Here is a 23,385-nt window from a genome sequence, read left to right as displayed (position 1 = left end):
CCGAGCCAATCGCCACCTTATAGAAGATGGCCAGCACTCCGGAGGAGTAGCCCATGTCCACCGCCAGTGTCTCCATCTGCCCCTGTAGCGACGGCAGGGCCAGCGCCAGCGCCTCCTTGATGGCGTGGACGTCCGGCGCGCAGTTGAGCTTCGCGGCAATCACCGCCAGCTGGACCGGGTCGTGATGGGCCAGCAGGTTTTCCAGCGCGCTCAGCGCCAGCCCGGCCTCCGGGATATTGGAGAGCAGGCCGCCGAAGCCAATCGGCAGCAGCAGTAACGGCTCGAACTTTTTAGCAATCGCCAGCCACAGCAGCAGCAGGCTGACCAGCAGCATCACCGCCTGGCCGGCCTGCAGATGCATCAGCCCCATGCCCTGAATCAGGGCGTTCAGACTTTCCATTTGCGCTCCTCGTCCTTACGCCAGCTGCAGCAGGGTGTCGCCGACCGCCACCGCATCGCCGGATTTCACTGCGATACCGCGTACGGTACCGGCCTGCGCGGCGCGGATTTCGGTTTCCATCTTCATGGCTTCCAGAATCAGCAGCACCTCGCCTTCCGCCACCGCCTGGCCTTCGCTGGCCAGCACCTTCCAGATGGTGCCCGCCAGCGGCGCGGTCACCGGGGTGCCGGCGCCAGTCGGGGCCGGGGCCGGGGCAGCAGCGGCTACCGGCGCAGCGGCGCTGAGCTGGCTGACGTCGCCGCCGTCGCTGACCTTGACCACGAAGGCTTTGCCTTCCACTTCGACGGTGTAGATACCGGAGGCGGCGGCTTTTGCCGGCGCGGCAGAGGTGGCTTCTTCCACCTGCGGCACCGGCTCAAAGGCCGCCGGGTTGTGGCGGTTTTCGAGGAACTTCAGGCCGATTTGCGGGAACAGCGCCACGGTGAGCACGTCGTCGATGGCGTTTTCGGCAAGCGTGATGCCCTTCTCCTGCGCCTGGCGTTTGACGTCGGCTTCAAGCTCCGCCAGCTCCGGCTTCAGCAGGTCGGCCGGGCGGCAGGTGACGGCGTCGGCGCCGTCGAGCCCCCGCGCCTGCAGGGCGGCGTTAACCGGCGCCGGGGTGTGGCCGTATTCGCCTTTCAGAATACCGGCGGTCTCCTTCGCAATGGTTTTGTAGCGCTCGCCGCCCAGCACGTTGAGCACCGCCTGGGTGCCGACAATCTGCGAAGTCGGGGTGACCAGCGGGATGAAGCCGAGGTCCTCGCGCACGCGGGGGATTTCCGCCAGTACCTCATCCAGACGGTGGGCGGCGCTCTGCTGCTTCAGCTGGCCTTCGAGGTTGGTGAGCATGCCGCCCGGCACCTGGGCGACCAGGATACGGCTGTCGGTGCCTTTCAGCTGGCCTTCGAAGGCGTGGTATTTTTTGCGCACCTCGCGGAAGTACGCGGCGATGCTCTCCAGCTTGTGGATATCGAGGCCGGTGTCGTACGGCGTGCCGGCGAGGGTGGCCACCAGCGCTTCGGTGGCCGGGTGGCCATAGGTGGCGCTCATCGAGGAGATGGCGGTATCGACGCCGTCGACGCCGGCTTCAATGGCCTTCAGCAGTGCCATCTCCGCCATGCCGGTGGTGGCGTGGCAGTGCAGGTGCAGGGTGACGTCATAGCGTTTTTTGATTTCGCTGACCAGCTCAAAGGCGGCATGCGGGGTGAGGATGCCGGACATGTCCTTGATGGCGATGGAGTCGACGCCGGTCTCCAGCAGCTGTTCGGTGAGGTCGAGCCAGGTCTGCAGGGTGTGCGCCGGGCTGGTGGTGTAGCTGAGGGTGCCCTGGGCGTGGGCGCCGTGGCGGCGGACCGCCTGCAGGGCGGCCTGCATGTTGCGCGGGTCGTTCATGGCATCAAAGACGCGGAACACGTCCATGCCGTTTTTGACGGCGCGCTCGACAAAGCGCTCCACCACGTCATCGGCGTAGTGGCGGTAGCCGAGCAGGTTCTGGCCGCGCAGCAGCATCTGCAGCGGAGTTTTCGGCATCGCTTTTTTCAGCTCGCGCAGGCGGACCCACGGGTCCTCGCCGAGGAAGCGGATGCAGGCGTCAAAGGTGGCGCCGCCCCAGCATTCAAGGGAGCGGTAGCCGACGTCGTCGAGCGCAGCCGCAACGGGCAGCATATCGTCGAGACGCAGACGGGTGGCGAACAGGGACTGGTGGGCGTCGCGCAGGACGACATCGGTAATGGCAACGGTCATGAATTCCTCCGTGAATTAAGAATTAAGGCGGCGATGGTGGTGAATGGCGGCGACAATCGCCGGTTTTAAGCGGGCGAAGTCGTCGGCGGGCGCGACGGCGGCCGGCGCCGGTTTGGGCGCTGCAGGCGGCTCAGGGAACAGACGGGTAACGGCGAGAGACATTCCCCGGATGGCGAAAATGAGCAGCAGCAGAAACGCCAGCACGAAGCCCATGCCGAGGAACATCAGGGTGAAGCCTTCGCCTAACAGAACGGCATCAGTCATAAAAAATCTCGAATAAGGGCACGATGGCGCGTTGGTTGGCGAGCTTGTCGACGCTTCCGGCTAAGGAGCAGGGTGGATTTCCCGCAGCCGCCCCCGGCGCTGGTCCCTGACTGGGTCAACTTCTTCGGCCGCTCAACGGCGCCATCGTGCGTATGGGTTAAATCATCATGCCGAACACGATGCTGGCGATGACCAGCACAATACCGCCGCCCAAACGGGAGGAGATTTGCGCATAAGAGATAAGGCTCATACGGTTACAGGCAGAAAGAACTTCCAGGTCGCCGGAACCGCCGCGGTTAGCCATACACAGGCCAGCGGTGATCGCTGATTCAATTGGGAAGAAGCCCATCATCCAGCCGCCAATCGCCGCGCCGATCACTGCGCCGATAACGATAATGGCGGCGATAACGACGTTAGCGAAGGTGATGGCGTTGATGATTTCCTGCAGGTCGGTGTAGCAAACGCCGACGCCGACCATCAATACCCACAGCAGCTGTTTAGAGAAGAAATCAGACAGACGCTTGGCGCCGGCTTTGATTTCCGGTGAACACAGGCCGGAGGCGTTCAGCGCTGCAACGATCAGCACCATCCACGCGAAGTAGTGAATCGAAACGCCGCCAATGCTTGGCAGGATTTTCTTCGCGACGACGTACGCCAGCAGGAAACAGGTCGTGGCAAGCACCAGACCGACGGCGGTTTCACGATGCGTGATTTGTCCCGCTTTCTCGTCATCTTCGACTTTGAACGAGGCTTTACGCACCAGTTCGCCTTCGCCGCTCATCCAGGTGTGTTTTTTGCCGATGATATCGAGGACGGCGGCAAAGACGATGGCGAAGATGTTAGCGATGGTCAGAATAGCGATAGCGGTTGAGTAGTACTCTTCGCGAGAACGACCGGTGACGGAGTGATAGATCTCCGACAGCGGAACCGCGCCCGCGCCGTTGCCGCCACCCATGATCGGCAGGACATACAGCATCATGATGCGATCCACCGGAATGCCGAACACCAGGCCGATAGCGATGCCGAAAATAGACGCGCCGACAATGCCCATCAGGATGGTTGGAATATAGCCGAGCAGAGATTTCAGCAGCAGGCGGCGGTTCACCGACAGAATTGCTCCGGTAATTAATACCGCGATGAATAAGTTAAGGAAGTTACTCTTATCCATAACGTTGCTGATAGCATCGATTTCTTTCTGCGTAAAAATACCGGCGTAAACAAAATAAGCGGCTACCAGGAAAATCATTACTGGAGCACCACCTATATATTTGTTGAATATTGGCAGGCGTTTGCCAATTTCACCGAATATAGCGCCGATGATAAACATGATGGCAAAACCGCCGACGATGTCGGTGGGTAAAGCGTTATAAAAATGTGAAAGTAATAGCGTAATTAACGCAAACGCGTAAAGGGGAAGCGGCATGCCGAAGATTTTAAATCCCAGCAGGTCGCTAACACCCTTCTTCTCCGTCGCCGGAGCCTGACTCATGTTAGTCATAAACGTTTTCCTGTTTATTGATGGAGTAATAATACCGGCGCATAGTAATAAATAGCTTTAGTGGTAAGGTGTGATTACCTTCACTGAATACTCGTGTTTTTTATTAATTTAATTGGTTTAATGATGCTGAATTAATTAACAACATAAAAACCATAAAGCCAATTAAGCCACGAGAAAAACTGTGACTTAAATACAAGTATCAACAGCCGAACGCTGGCGAAATACAGTTCGTTTTGGAATAACGAAGCGCTAAAAATGACTCTGATATTAAAACGCGTTCAGCTATTAAAAGATAAACCGCGGCGAGAAGCGATCGATCGGTTTCTTCGCCAGCATCAGCTGTCGTTAGAAGCCGACTGTGAAATGGCGATCGTCGCCGAGTATCAACAGCGGCTGGTCGGCTGCGGTGCTATTGCCGGCAATGTACTGAAATGTATTGCCATCGATCCCTCGCTGCAGGGGGAAGGGCTGAGCCTTAAATTACTGACCGAGCTCCTGACGCTGGCCTATGAACTGGGGCGCAGCGAACTGTTTTTGTTCACTAAACCTTGCAATGCCGCGCTATTTTCCGGCGCCGGCTTCTGGCCGATAGCCCAGGCGGGCGACCGCGCCGTGCTAATGGAAAATAGCCGCGAACGACTGACTCGTTACTGCCGACAGCTGGCGATGTATCGTCAGCCGGGAAGAAAAATCGGCGCTATCGTGATGAACGCCAACCCCTTCACCCTTGGCCACCGCTGGTTGGTGGAACAGGCGGCCAGCCAGTGCGACTGGCTACATCTGTTTGTGGTCAAAGAAGATGCGTCCTGCTTTTCCTATCACGATCGCTTCAAACTCATTGAACAGGGGATTGCCGGCATCGATAACGTGACGCTGCATCCTGGTTCGGCGTATCTGATCTCGCGGGCGACGTTCCCCGGCTATTTCCTGAAAGAGCAGGGGGTGGTTGATGACTGCCACAGCCAGATTGACCTACAGCTCTTCCGCGAGCGCCTGGCCCCGGCGCTACAGATTACCCATCGCTTTGTTGGCGCCGAGCCGCTGTGTCCCCTGACCCGTAATTACAACCAGCGCATGAAGTCCCTGCTGGAAGCGCCAGGCGACGCGCCGCCCGTTGAAGTGGTTGAGCTGGCGCGAATCGAAAAAAATGGTGGACCCGTGTCGGCCTCCCGAGTGCGCGAACTCTATCGACAGCGCAACTGGCAGGCGGTCGCGGCGCTGGTACCGCCGGGGACCCTCTCTTTTCTGATGCAACTGGCGGAAAGCGAACATCAAACCGCCTGATTTTTATGCCCTAACTAAGGATTTTCCCCTATGGAAATGAAGATTGACGCCCTGGCCGGCACGCTGGAGTCCAGCGATGTGATGGTCAGGATTGGACCGGCGGCGCAGCCGGGCATTCAGCTGGAAATCGACAGCATTGTGAAACAACAGTTTGGCGCCGCAATTGAGCAGGTAGTCAGAGAAACGCTGGCGCAGCTTGGCGTGAAGCAGGCCAACGTGGTGGTCGATGATAAAGGCGCGTTGGAGTGCGTACTGCGGGCCCGCGTACAGGCCGCGGCGCTGCGCGCGGCGCAACAGTCCCAATTACAATGGAGCCAGCTATGAAACCACGTCGCAGTATGCTGTTCATCCCTGGCGCCAATGCCGCCATGTTAAGCACTTCATTCGTTTACGGCGCCGATGCGGTGATGTTCGACCTTGAAGATGCCGTTTCGCTACGCGAAAAAGATACCGCCCGCCTGCTGGTGCATCAGGCGCTGCAGCATCCGCTGTATCAGGATATCGAAACCGTGGTGCGCATTAACCCGCTGAATACGCCGTTCGGTCTCGCCGACCTTGAAGCGGTAGTCCGCGCGGGCGTGGATATGGTGCGTCTGCCGAAAACCGACAGCAAAGAAGATATCCATGAGCTGGAAGCGCATGTTGAGCGGATTGAACGCGAGTGCGGCCGGGAAGTGGGCAGCACCAAGTTAATGGCGGCGATCGAGTCGGCGCTGGGCGTGGTGAACGCGGTGGAGATCGCCCGCGCCAGCCCGCGTCTGGCGACGATCGCGCTGGCGGCCTTCGATTACGTCATGGATATGGGCACCTCCCGCGGCGACGGTACTGAACTGTTCTACGCCCGCTGCGCTGTACTGCATGCCGCGCGCGTTGCCGGCATCGCCGCCTATGACGTGGTGTGGTCGGATATCAATAACGAAGAGGGCTTCCTGGCGGAAGCGAATCTGGCCAAAAACCTCGGTTTTAACGGCAAATCGTTGGTTAACCCACGACAAATTGAACTCCTGCATCAGGTCTATGCCCCGACGCGCAAAGAGGTCGATCACGCGCTGGAAGTGATTGCCGCGGCGGAAGAAGCCGAAACGCGAGGTCTTGGCGTGGTATCGCTGAACGGCAAGATGATCGATGGACCGATTATCGACCATGCTCGCAAAGTGGTGGCGCTCTCGGCTTCCGGTATTCGTGATTAAGGGGAATAAGATGAAAGAGACAGTAACAATGCTTAATCAGCAGTACGTGATGCCGGAAGGGTTAGCGCCTTATGCGGGCGTGACGGCGAAAAGCCCGTGGTTGGCGAGCGAAAGCGAAAAACGTCAGCGTAAAATCTGCGATTCGCTGGAAACGGCGATTCGTCGTTCCGGTTTGCAAAACGGCATGACCATTTCGTTCCACCACGCGTTTCGCGGCGGTGACAAAGTCGTCAATATGGTAGTGGCGAAGCTGGCGGAAATGGGTTTTCGCGATCTGACGCTGGCATCCAGTTCGCTGATCGACGCCCACTGGCCGCTGATCGAGCATATTAAAAATGGCGTGATCCGCCAGATCTACACCTCCGGCCTGCGCGGCAAGTTGGGCGAGGAGATCTCCGCCGGTTTAATGGAAAACCCGGTACAGATCCACTCCCACGGCGGTCGCGTACAGCTGATTCAAAGCGGCGAGCTGTCGATTGATGTCGCGTTTCTCGGCGTTCCTTGCTGCGATGAGTTTGGCAACGCCAACGGCTTTAGCGGTAAATCACGCTGCGGTTCGCTGGGCTACGCGCGCGTTGATGCGGAACATGCCAAATGCGTAGTGCTGCTGACCGAAGAGTGGGTGGATTATCCTAACTATCCGGCCAGTATCGCCCAGGATCAGGTCGATCTGATAGTCCAGGTGGACGAAGTCGGCGATCCGGAAAAAATCACCGCTGGCGCGATCCGTCTGACCAGCAACCCGCGTGAGTTGCTGATCGCCCGCCAGGCGGCGAAAGTCGTTGAGCATTCCGGGTACTTTAAAGACGGTTTCTCGCTGCAGACCGGTACCGGCGGCGCCTCGCTGGCGGTGAGCCGCTTCCTCGAAGATAAAATGCGCCGTAACGGTATTACCGCCAGCTTCGGCCTTGGCGGCATCACCGGGACGATGGTTGACCTGCACGAAAAAGGGTTGATTAAAACGCTGCTCGATACCCAATCGTTCGATGGCGACGCGGCGCGTTCATTGGCGCAGAACCCAAACCACGTTGAGATCTCCACCAATCAGTATGCCAGCCCGGGCTCTAAAGGCGCCTCCTGCGAGCGCTTAAACGTGGTGATGCTCAGCGCGCTGGAAATCGATACCGACTTTAACGTTAACGTGATGACCGGCTCTAACGGCGTGCTGCGCGGCGCGTCCGGCGGCCATAGCGATACCGCCGCCGGTGCGGATTTGACCATCATTACCGCGCCATTAGTTCGCGGCCGTATTCCCTGCGTCGTGGAAAAAGTGCTGACCCGCGTCACGCCGGGAGCCAGCGTAGATGTGCTGGTCACCGACCATGGCATAGCGGTAAACCCGGCGCGCCAGGATCTGATCGACAATTTGCGCAACGCGGGCATTCCGCTGATGACTATTGAGGAACTGCAGCAGCGTGCGGAACTGCTAACCGGCAAGCCGCAGCCGATCGAGTTTACCGATCGGGTGGTGGCGGTGGTGCGCTATCGCGATGGCTCCGTGCTTGATGTTATTCGTCAGGTGAAAAACAGCGACTAAATGCAGAGGGGGAAAGGCAATGAGCGAAGTGTTAATCAATCCGCAGCGTTCGCTGCGCGTGAAACCGCTGAACGCTGAAGAGGTGGTCAGCGCGGTAGAGCGCGCGCTGTTGACCGAAGTTCGCCTGACCCCAAAGCCCGGGTTGGTGGATATTCGTAACGCTGGCGCCCATCACGATATGGACCTGGCCTCGTTTGAGGCCAGTACCGCGGTGGTGGCGCCGTGGATGGAGAAATTTTTCATCATGGGCCACGATACCGCGGCGATCGTGCCGGAACAGGTGTTAATGATGCTGCGTCCGGTGGGAATGGCCTGCGAGAACGATATGCTGGAGGCCACCGGCGGAGTGAATACCCATCGCGGGGCGATCTTCGCTTTCGGTTTGCTGAGCGCGGCGGCGGGAAGGCTGGTATCGAAAGGCGAACCGATTGAACAGCATCGGCTGTGCGACCAGGTGGCGCGATTCTGTCGCGGCATGGTTATGCAAGAACTCTCCGCTTCCAGCGGCGAACCGTTAAGCAAAGGCGAAGCCCATTTTCTACGTTATGGTCTCTCCGGCGCCCGCGGCGAGGCTGAGAGCGGCTTTCGTACCGTGCGTACCCAGGCGCTACCGGTGTTCAACCGCATGATGGAAGAGACTGGCGATAGCAACCTGGCGTTGCTGCAAACCTTGCTGCATCTGATGGCGTGGAATGATGACACCAATCTGGTCTCACGCGGCGGGCTTGCCGGCCTGAACTTTGTGCAGCAGGAGGCGCAGCGGCTGTTGTGGCAGGGCGGCGTCATGGCTGACGGCGGGCTGGAGGCGTTGCGTCAATTCGATGACGAACTGATTGCCCGCCACCTTAGCCCCGGCGGCAGCGCCGATTTGTTGGCGGTAACCTGGTTTTTGTCCGCTTTTCCCGCCGGTGAGCTTTTCCCTCTTTGATTTAGTACAACAACGCCTTAGCCCGCACCGCGCGGGCGGGGCGCTACCGTACCCCCACCCGAATTCCACTACTTAAACGCCGAATCGCGGCACAATCATATAGTTTTTACTGATATCGACCGCCGTTTGTCATAAATTTCTAATTATCGGCGTTTTTGAGTAGCGGCTATGCAACGGGCTGGTTACTCTGAAAACAATTCACGTGAAGTTAACAAAAGAGAATAGCTATGCAAGATGCACAAATCCGCGTGGCCATCGCCGGCGCGGGAGGCCGGATGGGACGCCAGTTAATACAGGCTGCGCTGCAGATGGAAGGCGTGGCGCTTGGCGCGGCGCTGGAGCGCGAAGGTTCAAGCCTGGTGGGCAGCGATGCGGGCGAGCTGGCAGGCGCAGGCAAATCAGGCGTTACGGTACAAAGCAGCCTGGCGGCGGTAAACGATGATTTCGATGTTTTAATCGATTTTACTCGCCCGGAAGGCACGCTCAACCATTTGGCTTTCTGCCGTCAGCACGGCAAAGGGATGGTGATCGGCACCACCGGTTTTGATGATGCCGGAAAGCAGGCGATTAGCGATGCCGCGCAGGACATTGCCATCGTCTTTGCCGCTAACTTTAGCGTTGGCGTCAACGTGCTGTTAAAGCTGCTGGAGAAGGCGGCGAAGGTGATGGGCGATTATACCGATATCGAAATTATCGAAGCGCACCACAGGCATAAAGTGGATGCGCCATCAGGTACCGCGCTGGCGATGGGCGAGGCGATCGCCGGGGCATTGAACAAAGATCTGAAGGACTGCGCCGTCTACAGTCGTGAAGGTCATACCGGCGAACGCGTTCCGGGTACCATTGGCTTTGCTACCGTTCGCGCGGGCGACATCGTCGGCGAACATACGGCGATGTTCGCCGATATCGGGGAACGTATCGAAATTACCCACAAGGCTTCCAGTCGGATGACTTTTGCCAATGGCGCCGTTCGTTCTGCTTTGTGGTTGAAAGACAAAAAAAGTGGTCTCTTTGACATGAAAGATGTGCTTAATCTGAATGCTTTATAATGATTATTACCCATCGTGATGTGGTTATTGCATTCAATATGTGATTGATTGCAAAGGGCAATATTTTATTGCCCTTTTTTATTTTTGCATCTTGAACTGTTTTTCTTTGTTAGTGGTTTAAAAATCTGACTTATCTCATGATTTATGGTTATTGGATTGTAAATTTTGACCATCTGGTCCACTTTTTTCCCCTCCGGTGACTGATTTTACAGTTTTCCACGCCCGCAAGCGTTTTCTCAACCAGGTTAGTTGATCTTTTTACCGTAAAAATCGCCCGTTACGCGCCAGTGGCGTAAAATAAGGTTAAAAATATCTGCTTTAAGTTGACTTTTACCCGACATCTCTCCAGAATGCCGCCGTTTGCCAAAATTCTGCGGGCAAAAATTTGCATTGATTCAGATCTATGTCTGAATTAATATGCAAATAAAGTGAGTGAATATTCTCTGGAGGATGTTTTGATTAAGTCAGCGCTTTTGGTTCTGGAAGACGGAACCCAGTTTCACGGTCGGGCCATCGGGGCAACCGGCACGGCGGTTGGGGAAGTCGTTTTCAATACTTCAATGACCGGTTATCAAGAAATCCTCACTGATCCTTCCTATTCCCGCCAAATCGTCACTCTTACTTATCCCCATATTGGCAATGTCGGCACCAACGCCGCCGATGAAGAATCTTCTCAGGTACATGCACAAGGTCTGGTCATTCGCGACCTGCCGCTGATTGCCAGCAACTTCCGCAATACCGAAGACCTTTCTTCTTACCTGAAGCGCCATAACATTGTGGCCATTGCTGATATCGATACCCGTAAGCTGACGCGTTTACTGCGTGAGAAAGGGGCGCAGAATGGCTGCATCATCGCCGGCGATAATCTTGATGCCCAACTGGCGCTGGAAAAAGCCCAGGCATTCCCTGGTCTGAACGGCATGGACCTGGCGAAAGAGGTCACGACCGCAGAGACTTACGCCTGGACCCAGGGGAGCTGGACACTGGCAGGCGACCTGCCGGAAGCGAAGGCGGAAAGCGATCTGCCGTTCCACGTCGTGGCTTATGACTTCGGCGCCAAGCGCAATATCCTGCGGATGCTGGTTGACCGCGGCTGCCGCCTGACTATCGTTCCGGCGCAAACGTCGGCAGAAGACGTGCTTAAGCTGAATCCGGACGGTATTTTCCTGTCTAACGGCCCTGGCGACCCGGCGCCGTGCGATTACGCCATCGCGGCGATTGAAAAATTCCTCACCACCGATATTCCGGTCTTTGGCATCTGTCTCGGCCATCAGCTGCTGGCGCTGGCGAGCGGCGCGAAGACCATTAAGATGAAATTCGGCCACCACGGCGGTAACCATCCGGTTAAAGATATCGATAACAATGTAGTGATGATTACCGCTCAGAACCACGGCTTTGCCGTTGACGAAGCGACGCTGCCTGCCAACCTGCGCGTGACCCACAAGTCGCTGTTCGACGGCACCCTGCAGGGGATCCATCGTACCGACAAGCCGGCGTTTAGCTTCCAGGGGCACCCTGAAGCGAGCCCGGGCCCGCACGATGCCGCGCCGCTGTTCGACCACTTTATCGAGTTAATTGAGCAATACCGTCAGTCCGCGAAATAATCAGGAGTAAAAGAGCCATGCCAAAACGTACAGACATAAAAAGTATCCTGATTCTGGGCGCGGGCCCGATTGTTATCGGTCAGGCGTGTGAGTTTGACTACTCTGGCGCCCAGGCCTGTAAAGCCCTGCGCGAAGAGGGTTACCGCGTTATTCTGGTGAACTCTAACCCGGCGACCATCATGACCGACCCGGAAATGGCCGATGCGACCTATATCGAGCCGATTCACTGGGAAGTGGTGCGTAAAATTATCGAAAAAGAGCGCCCGGACGCGGTGCTGCCGACCATGGGCGGCCAGACCGCGCTGAACTGCGCGCTGGAGCTGGAACGTCAGGGCGTGCTGGCAGAATTCGGCGTGACCATGATTGGCGCGACCGCCGATGCGATCGATAAAGCGGAAGACCGCCGTCGCTTCGACGTGGCGATGAAAAAAATCGGTCTCGACACCGCGCGTTCCGGCATTGCGCACACCATGGAAGAAGCGCTGGCGGTGGCCGCTGAAGTTGGCTTCCCATGCATCATCCGTCCGTCCTTTACTATGGGCGGCACCGGCGGCGGTATCGCCTATAACCGCGAAGAGTTCGAAGAAATCTGCGAACGCGGCCTGGATCTCTCTCCGACCAACGAACTGCTGATTGATGAATCGCTGATCGGCTGGAAAGAGTACGAGATGGAAGTGGTGCGCGATAAGAACGATAACTGCATCATCGTCTGCTCGATTGAAAACTTCGATGCCATGGGGATTCACACCGGCGACTCCATCACCGTCGCCCCGGCGCAGACCCTGACCGACAAAGAATACCAAATCATGCGTAACGCCTCGATGGCGGTACTGCGTGAAATCGGTGTGGAAACCGGCGGTTCTAACGTACAGTTCTCGGTGAACCCGAAAGATGGTCGCCTTATCGTTATCGAAATGAACCCGCGCGTCTCCCGCTCTTCGGCGCTGGCCTCAAAAGCGACTGGCTTCCCGATTGCCAAAGTGGCGGCGAAGCTGGCGGTAGGTTACACCCTCGATGAGCTGATGAACGACATTACCGGCGGCCGTACTCCGGCTTCCTTCGAACCGTCCATCGACTATGTTGTGACCAAAATTCCACGCTTTAACTTTGAAAAATTTGCTGGCGCTAACGACCGTCTGACCACGCAGATGAAATCCGTCGGCGAAGTGATGGCGATTGGTCGCACGCAGCAGGAATCTCTGCAGAAAGCGCTGCGCGGCCTGGAAGTGGGCGCCACCGGCTTCGACCCGAAAGTCAGCCTCGACGATCCGGAAGCGCTGACCAAAATCCGCCGCGAGCTGAAAGACGCGGGCGCCGAGCGTATCTGGTACATCGCTGATGCCTTCCGTGCGGGCCTCTCCGTCGACGGCGTCTTCAACCTGACCAATATCGACCGCTGGTTCCTGGTACAAATCGAAGAGCTGGTGCGCCTGGAAGAGAAAGTGGCGGCTGTGGGCATCAACGGCCTCGACGCTGACTTCCTGCGCCACCTGAAGCGTAAAGGCTTTGCCGATGCGCGTCTGGCGAAACTGGCGGGCGTGCGCGAAGCGGAAATCCGCAAGCTGCGCGATCACTACAACCTGCACCCGGTCTACAAGCGCGTGGATACCTGCGCGGCGGAATTCGCTACCGATACCGCCTACATGTACTCCACCTATGAAGACGAGTGCGAATCTAATCCGTCCGTTGACCGCGATAAAATCATGGTTCTCGGCGGCGGCCCGAACCGTATCGGCCAGGGTATCGAGTTTGACTACTGCTGCGTACACGCCTCGCTGGCGCTGCGCGAAGACGGTTACGAGACCATCATGGTCAACTGTAACCCGGAAACCGTTTCGACCGACTACGACACTTCCGACCGTCTGTACTTCGAGCCGGTAACGCTGGAGGACGTACTGGAAATCGTGCGCATCGAGAAGCCGAAAGGCGTCATCGTGCAGTACGGCGGCCAGACCCCACTGAAGCTGGCGCGTGAACTGGAAGCCGCAGGCGTGCCGGTTATCGGCACCAGCCCGGACGCCATCGACCGCGCTGAAGACCGCGAGCGCTTCCAGCATGCGGTTGACCGCCTGAAACTGAAGCAGCCGGCGAACGCCACCGTGACCGCGATTGAGCAAGCGGTTGAGAAGGCAAAAGAGATCGGCTATCCGCTGGTGGTTCGCCCATCTTACGTACTTGGCGGCCGCGCGATGGAAATCGTTTATGACGAAGCTGACCTGCGTCGCTACTTCCAGACGGCGGTGAGCGTCTCCAACGATGCGCCGGTACTGCTGGACCGTTTCCTCGACGATGCGGTTGAAGTCGACGTTGACGCTATCTGCGATGGCGAAATGGTGCTGATTGGCGGCATCATGGAGCACATCGAACAAGCGGGCGTGCACTCCGGCGACTCCGCCTGTTCTCTGCCAGCCTACACTCTGAGCAAAGAGATTCAGGATGTGATGCGTGAGCAGGTGCAGAAACTGGCCTTCGAACTGCAGGTTCGCGGCCTGATGAACGTACAGTTCGCGGTGAAAAACAACGAAGTGTACCTGATTGAAGTCAACCCGCGCGCGGCGCGTACCGTACCGTTCGTCTCGAAAGCCACCGGCGTACCGCTGGCGAAAGTGGCGGCACGCGTAATGGCCGGTAAAACGCTGGCGCAGCAGGGCGTCACCAAAGAAATCATCCCGCCGTACTATTCGGTGAAAGAGGTGGTGCTGCCGTTCAACAAATTCCCGGGCGTTGACCCGCTGTTAGGGCCGGAAATGCGCTCTACCGGGGAAGTGATGGGCGTGGGCCGCACCTTCGCGGAAGCGTTCGCCAAAGCGCAGCTGGGCAGCAACTCCACGATGAAGAAACAGGGGCGCGCGCTGCTCTCCGTTCGCGAAGGCGACAAAGAGCGCGTTGTCGACCTGGCGGCAAAACTGCTGAAACAGGGTTTCGAGCTGGATGCAACCCACGGCACTGCGATTGTTCTGGGTGAAGCCGGTATCAACCCGCGTCTGGTGAACAAGGTGCATGAAGGTCGTCCGCACATTCAGGACCGTATCAAAAATGGCGAGTATACCTACATCATCAACACCACCGCAGGACGTCAGGCGATTGAAGACTCCAAGCTGATTCGCCGCAGCGCGCTGCAGTACAAGGTGCATTACGACACCACCCTGAACGGCGGCTTCGCCACCGCGATGGCGCTGAATGCCGATGCGACCGAGAAGGTTATTTCGGTGCAGGAAATGCACGCGCAAATCACTAAATAAGCGTACCGGCCGGGCCGGATAGCGACACATAGGGGCTGACGATATCGTCGGCCCTTTTTTTTACGGCAATCATCTTCGGAGAGTTCTGCTTTTATCTGCCTGCTGGGTCAGGCTAACTATAGTTAGCACGATAACGATACCAATTGATGAAAAGACAGGAGGATACAATGCGGAACAAAATTCTGGTGGCATCCGCGCTGGCGGCAACGGCGATGGTATTTGTGGCAGGTTGCTCATCAAATCAGTCGCTCAAAACGACAGATGGCAAAACAATTGTGACCAGCGGTAAGCCGCAGGTCGATGATGATACAGGCCTGGTATCCTACAAAAATGCGGAAACCGGTCGCGTGGAGCAGATTAATCGCGACCAGGTGAAGTCAATGGACGAGCTGGATAACTAAAAAAAAGCAGTGGCTTCGGCCACTGCTTTTTACCTTTCAGTGTATAGCGATTACCAACGGTGATTCAGCAGAATGTGGCCGCCATACGCGGCGTAGCTGTTTTCACCCCATTCGCCGCTGGCGCGCAGCGAGATGGTGGTCGTCTCGTTCACATTACCGGTTACGCCCAGCTCTAACTGACCGCGATCGTCAGGCGTATCGTTGCTGACTTTTTCGCCATTGAATGCCAGATCGTTTTGACCCGCGCCTTTCAGCCAGTTCACGGCGACATAAGGCTGCCACGCTTTAACATCGTGTTGCTCGAAATAGCTGCTCTTCACGCCGAGACGGCCAAACAGGCTATTGTTATCCACGGTCGTTACCCGCACGCCATCCGGATCGGTATGATTTTCCTGATCGAGATAGCTGTAGATCATCTGCGCCTGAGGTTCAATCTTCCAGGTACGCGCATTGTCTGAAGGGAGCACCCATGCATGGCCGACTTCGACAGAGGCGGCAAAGCCTTTGCTATCATACTTTTCATTGTTGCGATTGCTGGTGACCGTGTTGTTATACCAGCTGTAGGACGCCCAGGTATCGATGTAGCTGCCCAGACGTAATTTCGGATCTTCCTGCCAGGTCGCGTACAGGCCAACGTTGAAACCGTCGACTTTACCCTGCGCGTCACGCACGTTGTGTTTCGCATCCGAGTCTGTTTTCGCCTGGCCCGCGCCAAACATGCCGCCGGCACGCAGTATCCCTTTGTCCATCGGCTTGCTCATGAAATCACTGCCGACCTGAAGCACGGTGGTAGTGGTGTCATAGCTGACTTTATCGCCGCCGGCATCGTTCTCATGATAGCGGCCCTTAACGTACATCCAGGTGTTCAGATTGTCTTCGTTGCGGAACGTGAGCTGGTCGCGATCGTCACGTTTATGCAGGAACATACTCTGCGCAGCAAGGTAGTTACCCAGATAAGCGCCGACTTCCGGCGCCATCACTTCTGGCGCGGATTGACCGCCATTATCGGTATTGCTGCCGTTATCGCTGTCGCCATCAGTGCCACTGCCGCCATCAGTGCCGCTATCGCTGCCGCTGTCACCATCGTCAGTATCATCCGACGGATCGTCAGACGGGGTCGCTTTGGATTCCAGATACCAGTTGCCGTTGTCGTGTTGATACAGACCGTATTCATAAGCCCCGGCGACAACCGGTTTGGATAAGGTTAACTGTGCTTCTGAGCTGCCGCTGACGCTGACAATCTCCATACCATTAACGGTTTGCGCGCCCAGCCCGCCGATATTGGCGATGCTGACGCCAGACTGGCCGTAGCTGCTTCCGGTAATTGATAAATGGTCGGTCGGCGAGCTGTCTTCGCCGAGGGTGCTGTTCATTACGATCTGGCTGCCGGCGGAACCGGTATAGTCGCCGTTAATGGTAAAATTGTTGCCAACGCTATTATCGGCGGCGCTGAGTAACAGCGTACCGCTGTTGGTCACATTGCCGTTAATCGTATCGACGCCGGATGTTCTTAGCGTTGCGTTACCTTCAACCGCATTCCACGCCGCGAGGATACCGCCACTGAGAATATCAATGTTGTTATTCACTTCGCCTGCGCTGGCAAATTGCGCGCCATTGTCAATGGTGAGGGTGGCGTCGCTGCCGACGACACCGAGAGTGGCGCCTTCCGCGACCAGAGTGGTGCCGCTTTTCAGAAGGGTATTACCGGTATAGCTATTGGTGCCGGTTAAGGTCAGGGTATTGGCATCGACTTTTTCCACGTTGCCGCTACCGATGATGCTGGTGGCAAACGTAGAGTCGCTTCCCTGATTGAAGATCACTGTGCCATTGTTGGTCATGCTGCCGGTGAGGGTCGCGGTTTTCTGCCCGTTGCCCAACTGTAGCGTGGCCGCTTCCGCGACCAGCGTGTTGCCGCTATTCGCGACAGCGCCCGCCAGCGTTAACTGGCCGCTATTAACCTGGAGGGAATCGCCGCTGCCGATGATGTCGAGGTTGCCGGTGAGCGTCCAGGCCTCGCCGTTCATTTTCACGGAGGCAAAACCGTCGCCGTCATTCAGGCCGACGAAGTTGCTGTCTTCTGTGCCAGAACCGACCAGCGAGAGTGTATTACCCGTTGAGCCCGTGGAGATGACATCGCCGATGAGCGAGGAACCGGTATTGAGCACCAGGCTGTTATGTTTGCTGCTGGCAAACATGACGGCCGTACCGCCGCCGCCGAGTAAACCGCTGTTGATGATATCGGCTTTCGCGCTATCAACAACGTTGATCCCGTTCTCGCTGCCCTGTACGGTGCCGCTGTTGTTGATTTTGCTGTTGCCGTCGCTTAACGCAATACCATCGCCAGCGGTACCGGTGATGGCGCCGCTGTTATCTAATCCGACGGCAATTTGCGAACTCAGGCCGTTTTTCCCGGTGATCACGCCGGTATCGGTATTGGTGATGCTAATTGCCGATGACTCTTCACTAATGAAAATACCGTTGTTGGCGCCAGTAATGATACCACTATTATTAAAGGTACCCGCCATTGATTGCATGTTAACGGCATTATCGGTTTCAGATGAAATAATTGCATTTTCATTATTGTTTATTTCAACGGATTGCCCATCGATGTTAATATTCAATCCTATTCCCATTCCGGAAATATTGCCATCATTGGTGATTTTTTTGACGTTCATTCCGCTAACGGAAACTGCCGGGGTGTTCTCCGTGGATGAGACGGTGACATCCCGATTAATAACGTATTCGGTATCAGCCGAGAAGTCTTGCGGCACGGAGGTTGACTGGTCAATTGTGGCTGCGCTGACGACTATTGGCGTAACCATTAATAAGGTGGGAAATATCCTTGCCAGCGTTTTGGTTGTTCTGTTTAGTTCAAAGTGTTTATTGCTCATGTACACATCCATTTGCGTGAATAGCGTTTCCGGATAACGCTATCTATTAGAGATTGTTTTTAGTATAAAGTCGCGGGGCTCAAAATGAAGAGCGTAAAATTATTGGTTGCTCAATGCAGGGTGTATAGTTTTATTTTTTAAATAATGTATTAATTCCATCTTAAAATATATTGTGGTTGTATTATTCCTAATGATAAATTCGTATGGCGAATTCTTCTTACCTTTATTTTCCTTTAATTCTCTTTTTTTAGCCTAAATTTTGTAATGACCAACAGGTTGATCATCTGCTGCGATTGACTTTTCTCTCGTCATTACCCCCTTTCAGTGAGCGAGTTAACTGTCTACACTCACTGCTACAAGAATACAAAAGACAGGCCCATTCATGATTCTGATAATTTACTCGCATCCTTATCCGCATCACTCGCATGCGAATAAACGGATGCTTGAGCAAGCAGGGACGCTTGATGGCGTAGAGATACGCTCCCTCTATGAGCTATATCCCGACTTCAATATCGATATCGCTGCCGAGCAGGCGGCGCTGGCGCGCGCCGATCTGGTTATCTGGCAGCATCCAATGCAGTGGTACAGCGTACCGCCGCTGCTAAAACTGTGGATGGATAAAGTGCTGTCTCACGGCTGGGCGTACGGCCACAATGGTATTGCGTTGCATGGTAAATCGCTGATGTGGGCGGTTACTACCGGCGGCGGCGAAAGCCATTTCGATATTGGTTCATTCCCCGGCTTTGACGTGCTGGCGCAGCCTCTGCAGGCGACGGCGCTGTACTGTGGCATGAAATGGCTGCCGCCGTTTGCCATGCACTGTACCTTTATCTGCGATGACGAAACGCTGCAGGCGCAGGCCCGTCATTATCGTCAACGCTTAATCGAATGGCAGGAGGCGCATAACAATGGATAGCCATACGCTAATACAGGCGCTGATCTACCTCGGATCCGCTGCGCTTATCGTGCCGATCGCCGTGCGTCTGGGGCTGGGGTCGGTACTGGGGTATTTGATCGCCGGCTGCGTTATCGGCCCGTGGGGACTGCGACTGGTCACTGACGCAGAGGCGATTCTGCATTTCGCCGAAATCGGCGTCGTACTGATGCTGTTTGTCATCGGTCTTGAGCTGGATCCGCAGCGCTTATGGAAGCTGCGCGCCTCGGTATTTGGCGGCGGCGCGCTGCAAATGGTGGTGTGCGGCGCGTTTATCGGCCTGTTCTGCATGCTGCTTGGCTTGCGCTGGCAGGTTGCGGAGCTGATCGGAATGACGCTGGCGCTGTCGTCAACGGCGATTGCTATGCAGGCGATGAATGAACGTAACCTGACGGTGACGCAACTGGGGCGTAGCGCTTTTGCCGTGCTGTTGTTCCAGGATATCGCTGCTATTCCTTTGGTCGCGATGATTCCGCTGCTGGCGGCCAGCGGTGGCTCAACGACCCTGGCCGCGTTTGCGCTGTCGGCGTTGAAAGTGGCCGGCGCGCTGGCGCTGGTGGTGCTGTTAGGGCGCTATCTGACCCGGCCGGTGCTGCGCTTCGTTGCCCGTTCCGGCCTGCGCGAAGTATTCAGCGCCGTGGCTCTGTTCCTGGTCTTCGGCTTCGGATTGCTGCTGGAGGAAGTCGGGCTGTCGATGGCGATGGGCGCGTTTCTTGCCGGGGTGCTTCTGGCAAGTTCGGAATACCGTCATGCCCTGGAGAGCGATATCGAACCGTTTAAAGGGTTGCTGTTGGGGCTGTTCTTTATTGGCGTCGGTATGTCTATTGACTTCGGCACCCTCGTCACCCATCCGCTACGTATCCTGATCCTGCTGGTGGGTTTTTTGGCGATTAAGGCTCTGATGCTATGGCTGATTGCTAAACCACTGGGAGTGCCGCGCGCGCAGCGCCGCTGGTTTGCCGTGTTGTTGGGGCAGGGGAGTGAGTTCGCTTTCGTGGTCTTCGGCGCCGCGCAGATGGCCGATGTGTTGGATAGTGAGTGGGCGAAGGCGTTGACGCTGGCGGTGGCGCTATCGATGGCGGCAACGCCAATCCTACTCGTGCTGCTGACGCGGATGGAGAAATCCGCCAGCGGCCAGGAGCGCGAAGCGGACGAGATTGACGAAGAGCAGCCGCGAGTGATTATCGCCGGTTTTGGCCGCTATGGGCAGATTGCCGGGCGCGTGCTGCTTTCCAGTGGCGTGAAAATGGTTATCCTCGATCACGATCCGGACCACGTTGATACCCTGCGCAAATTCGATATGAAGGTGTTTTACGGCGATGCTACGCGTGTGGACCTGCTGGAGTCTGCAGGGGCGGCAAAGGCAGAAGTGCTGATTAACGCCATCGACGATCCGCAGGCCAGCCTGCAGTTGGTGGAGCTGGCGAAAGAGCACTTCCCGCATCTGCAGATCATTTCGCGCGCCCGCGATGTCGATCACTACATTCAGCTGCGCCAGGCCGGGGTGGAAGCACCGGAGCGTGAGACCTTCGAATCGGCGCTGAAAAGCGGTCGTATGACGCTGGAAGCCTTGGGCCTTGGTGCTTATGAGGCCCGCGAGCGTGCCGATTTATTCCGCCGCTTCAACCAGCAGATGGTGGAAGAGATGGTGGCGATGGCGGAAAATGACGCCGCCTCGCGGGTGGCGGTATTTAAACGGACCAGCGATATGCTTACCGGCATCATCAACGAGGACCGTAATCATTTGTCGCTGGTGCAGCGCCACGGTTGGCAAGGTACTGAAGAAGGGCGGCACACCGGAGACGTCCGTGATGAGCCGGACAATAAGCCTTCAACCTGAGGTGGTAAGCAGATGTTGCGTTAACTTTACAGCTAACATTTTGTTTTCAATTTAGTTCCTGATCTGGCGGCTCATGAGGGTTACGTGGGCTCGCCAGCAAATCTAAAAATTTTCTTATTCTTTACTCTTCGTTCAGTCGACGAAGTATTACGCTTTCCGTATAGTGGCGGCAATTTTTTGCATTCGGGATATTTTCAATGATTAGTCTGATTGCGGCGTTAGCTGTAGATCGCGTAATTGGCATGGAGAACGCTATGCCATGGGACTTGCCTGCCGATCTCGCCTGGTTTAAACGTAACACCTTAAACAAGCCGGTGGTAATGGGGCGTTTGACCTGGGAATCCATCGGTCGCCCGTTGCCAGGACGTAAAAATATCGTTATCAGTAGCAAGCCAGGCAGCGACGATCGCGTGCTGTGGGTGAAGTCTGTTGATGAAGCGATTGCCGCCTGCGGCGACGCGGAAGAGATTATGGTGATCGGCGGTGGCCGCGTTTACGAGCAGTTCCTGCCAAAAGCGCACAAACTCTACCTGACCCATATCGATGCGGAAGTGGAAGGGGATACCCATTTCCCGGATTACGATCCGGACGAGTGGGAGTCGGTATTCAGCGAGTTCCACGATGCCGATGCGCAAAACTCCCATAGTTACTGCTTCGAGATCCTCGAGCGGCGTTAAGCGAAATCGCATGGATTAAAAAACCCCGGTCGCGTCAGGCGTGGCCGGGGTTTTGTTTTATCAGGAATCTCCCGATTACCGTCCGGTACGGGCCGTAGGCCGGGTAAGGCGTTAGCCGCCACCCGGTAAACAAACGGCGCCGTGGGTAGATACTGTTATCAGTTTGCAATGGTTTCGCTCCTCGAAAAGCGGTTGTTCTGTGCTGTTTCCGAACACATTGCGCTCCCGATATTTCTTCTGCGTTATGTCTCTCATGGCGCAGGGAGCGCACAGAGGGCGGCCAGTCGCCGCCGCCCTCTGTACTCCCGGGCTCTGGCCGCCAAAATCGCCACTTCGTGGTGCCTTCGACTTATCCCTGCAGGCTTCGGGTCGGGCCGAGGCTGCGTCCTTGCAAATCACGGCCCTCAGCCCGCATCCATGCGGGCTGCCCCGGCCTGCCGGGAACGTCTCAGCGATTTTGAGGCCACCAACACCGGCAGTTTCAGTAGCCATGGGGAGAGAGGTAGAGTTGAGAGCTTCAGCTCACAACGGTACAGGCCGTAGGTCGGGTAAGGCGTAGCCGCCACCCGGTAAACAAACGGCGCCGCGGGTAGCCCGGATAAGGCGCAGCGCGCCGCTATCCGGGAGCGACTCAGGAGGCGACTGCTTCGCCTTCGTCGAGGCTTTTCTGGCGGTTTGAACGCTGGGTGAAATACGTTTTATCTTCCCAGCGCAGGCAGGTCAGATCGCCCCCCCAGCAGCAGCCGGTATCCAGCGCGTAGATCCCTTCCGGCGTACCGCGGCCTTCCAACGACGCCCAGTGGCCAAAGGCGATACTGTACTCGCGAGCGACAGGGCCCGGAATGGCAAACCATGGCTTCAGCGGGGCAGGCGCGTCTTCCGGCGCCTCTTTGCTGTACATATCCAACTGGCCGTTCGGGAAGCAATAGCGCATGCGGGTGAAGGCGTTGGTGATAAAGCGCAGGCGCGCCAGGCCGCTGAGCTCATTGCTCCAGTGGTTCGGCATATCACCGTACATCGCGTCGAGGAAGAACGGATAGGAGTCGCTGGCCAGCACGGCTTCGACATCGCGCGCGCACTGTTTGGCGGTTTCCAGATCCCACTGCGGCGTGATGCCGGCATGAGCCATCACCAGCTTTTTCTCTTCGTCCACCTGCATCAACGGCTGGCGACGCAGCCAGTTAAGGAGTTCGTCAGCGTCGGGCGCTTCCAGCAGCGGCGTCAGGCGGTCTTTGGGTTTGTTGCGGCTGATGCCGGCAAATACCGCCAGCAGGTGCAGGTCATGGTTGCCTAATACGATGCGCACGCTATCGCCGAGCGTTTTCACAAACCGCAGCACTTCCAGAGAGCCGGGGCCGCGTGCGACCAGGTCGCCGGTGAGCCACAGCGTGTCCGTATCAGGGTTAAACTCCACCTGCTCCAGCAATGCGATCAGTTCATCGTAGCAACCATGAACGTCGCCAATAAGGTATGTAGCCATTGTTTTAATGTATAAGCGTTGGAACTGCGAGACGGAAGACAGGGATCTCGATATTGAACGGCACGCCGTTGCTATCAATCATCTCATAATGACCCTGCATGGTGCCCAGCGGCGTTTCGATAACCGCGCCGCTGGTATATTGATACTCTTCGCCGGCAGGGATGTGCGGCTGTTCGCCGACCACCCCTTCACCCTGGACTTCCGTCTCGCGACCGTGTCCATTAGTGATGAGCCAGTAGCGGCCGAGAAGCTGAACCTGACTCCGCCCCAGGTTGCGAATGGTGACGGTGTAAGCGAAGACGTAGCGCTCTTCTTCCGGAGAAGATTGCGATTCGATATAGACGCTTTGCACCTGGACGCAAACACGAGGCGAATTAATCATGG

The 23,385-nt window shown here is 56.7% G+C and carries 19 protein-coding genes; 12 read left to right on the top strand and 7 right to left on the bottom strand.

Annotation, left to right across the window (positions count from 1 at the left end):
* From ABLU78_RS06365 to citS, 4 genes are all read right to left on the bottom strand, one after another.
* Window positions 1–400: sodium ion-translocating decarboxylase subunit beta (locus ABLU78_RS06365; RefSeq protein WP_348820273.1), on the bottom strand; the 400-nt coding region annotated here is incomplete at its 3' end.
* Between the two features lie 15 nt (window positions 401–415).
* Complete coding sequence (gene oadA, locus ABLU78_RS06360; RefSeq protein ID WP_142966361.1) at window positions 416–2,182, bottom strand: sodium-extruding oxaloacetate decarboxylase subunit alpha; 1,767 nt, start codon at window positions 2,180–2,182, stop codon at window positions 416–418.
* Between the two features lie 15 nt (window positions 2,183–2,197).
* Window positions 2,198–2,446: an oxaloacetate decarboxylase subunit gamma gene (locus tag ABLU78_RS06355; protein ID WP_015703617.1), complete on the bottom strand. Its 249-nt coding sequence runs from the start codon at window positions 2,444–2,446 to the stop codon at window positions 2,198–2,200.
* Between the two features lie 157 nt (window positions 2,447–2,603).
* Entirely contained in the window at window positions 2,604–3,944 is a 1,341-nt protein-coding gene (citS, locus tag ABLU78_RS06350; protein WP_042893961.1) for a citrate/sodium symporter CitS, read from the bottom strand.
* A gap of 255 nt (window positions 3,945–4,199) precedes the next feature.
* On the opposite strand from citS, the gene citC reads away from it, so the two are divergent.
* The 9 genes from citC (at window position 4,200) to ABLU78_RS06305 (ending at window position 15,179) form a co-directional block, all read left to right on the top strand.
* Window positions 4,200–5,228: a [citrate (pro-3S)-lyase] ligase gene (gene citC / locus ABLU78_RS06345; protein ID WP_048230103.1), complete on the top strand. Its 1,029-nt coding sequence runs from the start codon at window positions 4,200–4,202 to the stop codon at window positions 5,226–5,228.
* A gap of 30 nt (window positions 5,229–5,258) precedes the next feature.
* The gene (gene citD / locus ABLU78_RS06340) at window positions 5,259–5,552 is read left to right on the top strand and encodes a citrate lyase acyl carrier protein (protein ID WP_012542888.1); all 294 of its coding nucleotides are present in this window, start codon (window positions 5,259–5,261) and stop codon (window positions 5,550–5,552) included.
* Window positions 5,549–6,418: a citrate (pro-3S)-lyase subunit beta gene (gene citE, locus ABLU78_RS06335; RefSeq protein WP_048230104.1), complete on the top strand. Its 870-nt coding sequence runs from the start codon at window positions 5,549–5,551 to the stop codon at window positions 6,416–6,418. The genes citD and citE overlap by 4 nt, the downstream gene beginning before the upstream one ends.
* A gap of 10 nt (window positions 6,419–6,428) precedes the next feature.
* Window positions 6,429–7,955: a citrate lyase subunit alpha gene (citF, locus tag ABLU78_RS06330; RefSeq protein ID WP_045411537.1), complete on the top strand. Its 1,527-nt coding sequence runs from the start codon at window positions 6,429–6,431 to the stop codon at window positions 7,953–7,955.
* A gap of 19 nt (window positions 7,956–7,974) precedes the next feature.
* Entirely contained in the window at window positions 7,975–8,883 is a 909-nt protein-coding gene (citG, locus tag ABLU78_RS06325; RefSeq protein WP_015704364.1) for a triphosphoribosyl-dephospho-CoA synthase CitG, read from the top strand.
* Between the two features lie 227 nt (window positions 8,884–9,110).
* Complete coding sequence (dapB, locus tag ABLU78_RS06320) at window positions 9,111–9,932, top strand: 4-hydroxy-tetrahydrodipicolinate reductase (RefSeq protein ID WP_048230105.1); 822 nt, start codon at window positions 9,111–9,113, stop codon at window positions 9,930–9,932.
* A gap of 455 nt (window positions 9,933–10,387) precedes the next feature.
* Window positions 10,388–11,536 carry a glutamine-hydrolyzing carbamoyl-phosphate synthase small subunit gene (carA, locus tag ABLU78_RS06315; protein WP_015704367.1) on the top strand — a complete coding sequence of 383 codons (1,149 nt, stop codon included), beginning with the start codon at window positions 10,388–10,390 and terminating at the stop codon, window positions 11,534–11,536.
* 17 nt (window positions 11,537–11,553) lie between these two features.
* The gene (gene carB, locus ABLU78_RS06310) at window positions 11,554–14,778 is read left to right on the top strand and encodes a carbamoyl-phosphate synthase large subunit (protein ID WP_015368300.1); all 3,225 of its coding nucleotides are present in this window, start codon (window positions 11,554–11,556) and stop codon (window positions 14,776–14,778) included.
* A 167-nt stretch (window positions 14,779–14,945) separates the two neighbouring features.
* The gene (locus ABLU78_RS06305) at window positions 14,946–15,179 is read left to right on the top strand and encodes a YgdI/YgdR family lipoprotein (RefSeq protein ID WP_015704368.1); all 234 of its coding nucleotides are present in this window, start codon (window positions 14,946–14,948) and stop codon (window positions 15,177–15,179) included.
* Between the two features lie 50 nt (window positions 15,180–15,229).
* On the opposite strand, the gene ABLU78_RS06300 is transcribed toward ABLU78_RS06305, so the two are convergent.
* The gene (locus ABLU78_RS06300) at window positions 15,230–18,070 is read right to left on the bottom strand and encodes an autotransporter outer membrane beta-barrel domain-containing protein (protein ID WP_171824483.1); all 2,841 of its coding nucleotides are present in this window, start codon (window positions 18,068–18,070) and stop codon (window positions 15,230–15,232) included.
* A gap of 382 nt (window positions 18,071–18,452) precedes the next feature.
* Between ABLU78_RS06300 and kefF the strand changes: the two genes are divergently transcribed.
* The 3 genes from kefF to folA all read left to right on the top strand — a co-directional run bounded on the left by kefF (window position 18,453) and on the right by folA (window position 21,521).
* The gene (gene kefF, locus ABLU78_RS06295) at window positions 18,453–18,986 is read left to right on the top strand and encodes a glutathione-regulated potassium-efflux system oxidoreductase KefF (protein WP_015704370.1); all 534 of its coding nucleotides are present in this window, start codon (window positions 18,453–18,455) and stop codon (window positions 18,984–18,986) included.
* Window positions 18,979–20,844 carry a glutathione-regulated potassium-efflux system protein KefC gene (gene kefC / locus ABLU78_RS06290; RefSeq protein ID WP_048230107.1) on the top strand — a complete coding sequence of 622 codons (1,866 nt, stop codon included), beginning with the start codon at window positions 18,979–18,981 and terminating at the stop codon, window positions 20,842–20,844. The genes kefF and kefC overlap by 8 nt, the downstream gene beginning before the upstream one ends.
* 197 nt (window positions 20,845–21,041) lie before the next feature.
* The gene (gene folA / locus ABLU78_RS06285) at window positions 21,042–21,521 is read left to right on the top strand and encodes a type 3 dihydrofolate reductase (protein WP_032713333.1); all 480 of its coding nucleotides are present in this window, start codon (window positions 21,042–21,044) and stop codon (window positions 21,519–21,521) included.
* A 631-nt stretch (window positions 21,522–22,152) separates the two neighbouring features.
* Here the strand turns inward: folA and apaH are convergent.
* Window positions 22,153–23,001, bottom strand: coding sequence for a bis(5'-nucleosyl)-tetraphosphatase (symmetrical) ApaH (gene apaH, locus ABLU78_RS06280; protein ID WP_015368293.1), 849 nt, complete (start codon window positions 22,999–23,001; stop codon window positions 22,153–22,155).
* 4 nt (window positions 23,002–23,005) lie between these two features.
* Window positions 23,006–23,383, bottom strand: coding sequence for a Co2+/Mg2+ efflux protein ApaG (gene apaG, locus ABLU78_RS06275; protein ID WP_015368292.1), 378 nt, complete (start codon window positions 23,381–23,383; stop codon window positions 23,006–23,008).
* Between the last annotated feature and the right edge of the window lie 2 nt (window positions 23,384–23,385).

It is taken from the genome of Klebsiella sp. JN_Kp122 (assembly GCF_040062085.1).
GTDB classification, from domain to species: domain Bacteria; phylum Pseudomonadota; class Gammaproteobacteria; order Enterobacterales; family Enterobacteriaceae; genus Klebsiella; species Klebsiella aerogenes.
This window is presented reverse-complemented; position numbering and strand designations above follow the sequence as displayed.

Excerpts from the sequence above, each read along its gene's own strand:
- oadA (WP_142966361.1), bottom strand. The coding sequence starts at position 2,182 with ATGACCGTTGCCATTACCGATGTCGTCCTGCGCGACGCCCACCAGTCC.
- ABLU78_RS06355 (WP_015703617.1), bottom strand. The coding sequence starts at position 2,446 with ATGACTGATGCCGTTCTGTTAGGCGAAGGCTTCACCCTGATGTTCCTC.
- citS (WP_042893961.1), bottom strand. The coding sequence starts at position 3,944 with ATGACTAACATGAGTCAGGCTCCGGCGACGGAGAAGAAGGGTGTTAGC.
- citC (WP_048230103.1), top strand. The coding sequence starts at position 4,200 with ATGACTCTGATATTAAAACGCGTTCAGCTATTAAAAGATAAACCGCGG.
- citD (WP_012542888.1), top strand. The coding sequence starts at position 5,259 with ATGGAAATGAAGATTGACGCCCTGGCCGGCACGCTGGAGTCCAGCGAT.
- citE (WP_048230104.1), top strand. The coding sequence starts at position 5,549 with ATGAAACCACGTCGCAGTATGCTGTTCATCCCTGGCGCCAATGCCGCC.
- citF (WP_045411537.1), top strand. The coding sequence starts at position 6,429 with ATGAAAGAGACAGTAACAATGCTTAATCAGCAGTACGTGATGCCGGAA.
- citG (WP_015704364.1), top strand. The coding sequence starts at position 7,975 with ATGAGCGAAGTGTTAATCAATCCGCAGCGTTCGCTGCGCGTGAAACCG.
- dapB (WP_048230105.1), top strand. The coding sequence starts at position 9,111 with ATGCAAGATGCACAAATCCGCGTGGCCATCGCCGGCGCGGGAGGCCGG.
- carB (WP_015368300.1), top strand. The coding sequence starts at position 11,554 with ATGCCAAAACGTACAGACATAAAAAGTATCCTGATTCTGGGCGCGGGC.
- ABLU78_RS06305 (WP_015704368.1), top strand. The coding sequence starts at position 14,946 with ATGCGGAACAAAATTCTGGTGGCATCCGCGCTGGCGGCAACGGCGATG.
- ABLU78_RS06300 (WP_171824483.1), bottom strand. The coding sequence starts at position 18,070 with ATGAGCAATAAACACTTTGAACTAAACAGAACAACCAAAACGCTGGCA.
- kefF (WP_015704370.1), top strand. The coding sequence starts at position 18,453 with ATGATTCTGATAATTTACTCGCATCCTTATCCGCATCACTCGCATGCG.
- kefC (WP_048230107.1), top strand. The coding sequence starts at position 18,979 with ATGGATAGCCATACGCTAATACAGGCGCTGATCTACCTCGGATCCGCT.
- folA (WP_032713333.1), top strand. The coding sequence starts at position 21,042 with ATGATTAGTCTGATTGCGGCGTTAGCTGTAGATCGCGTAATTGGCATG.
- apaH (WP_015368293.1), bottom strand. The coding sequence starts at position 23,001 with ATGGCTACATACCTTATTGGCGACGTTCATGGTTGCTACGATGAACTG.
- apaG (WP_015368292.1), bottom strand. The coding sequence starts at position 23,383 with ATGATTAATTCGCCTCGTGTTTGCGTCCAGGTGCAAAGCGTCTATATC.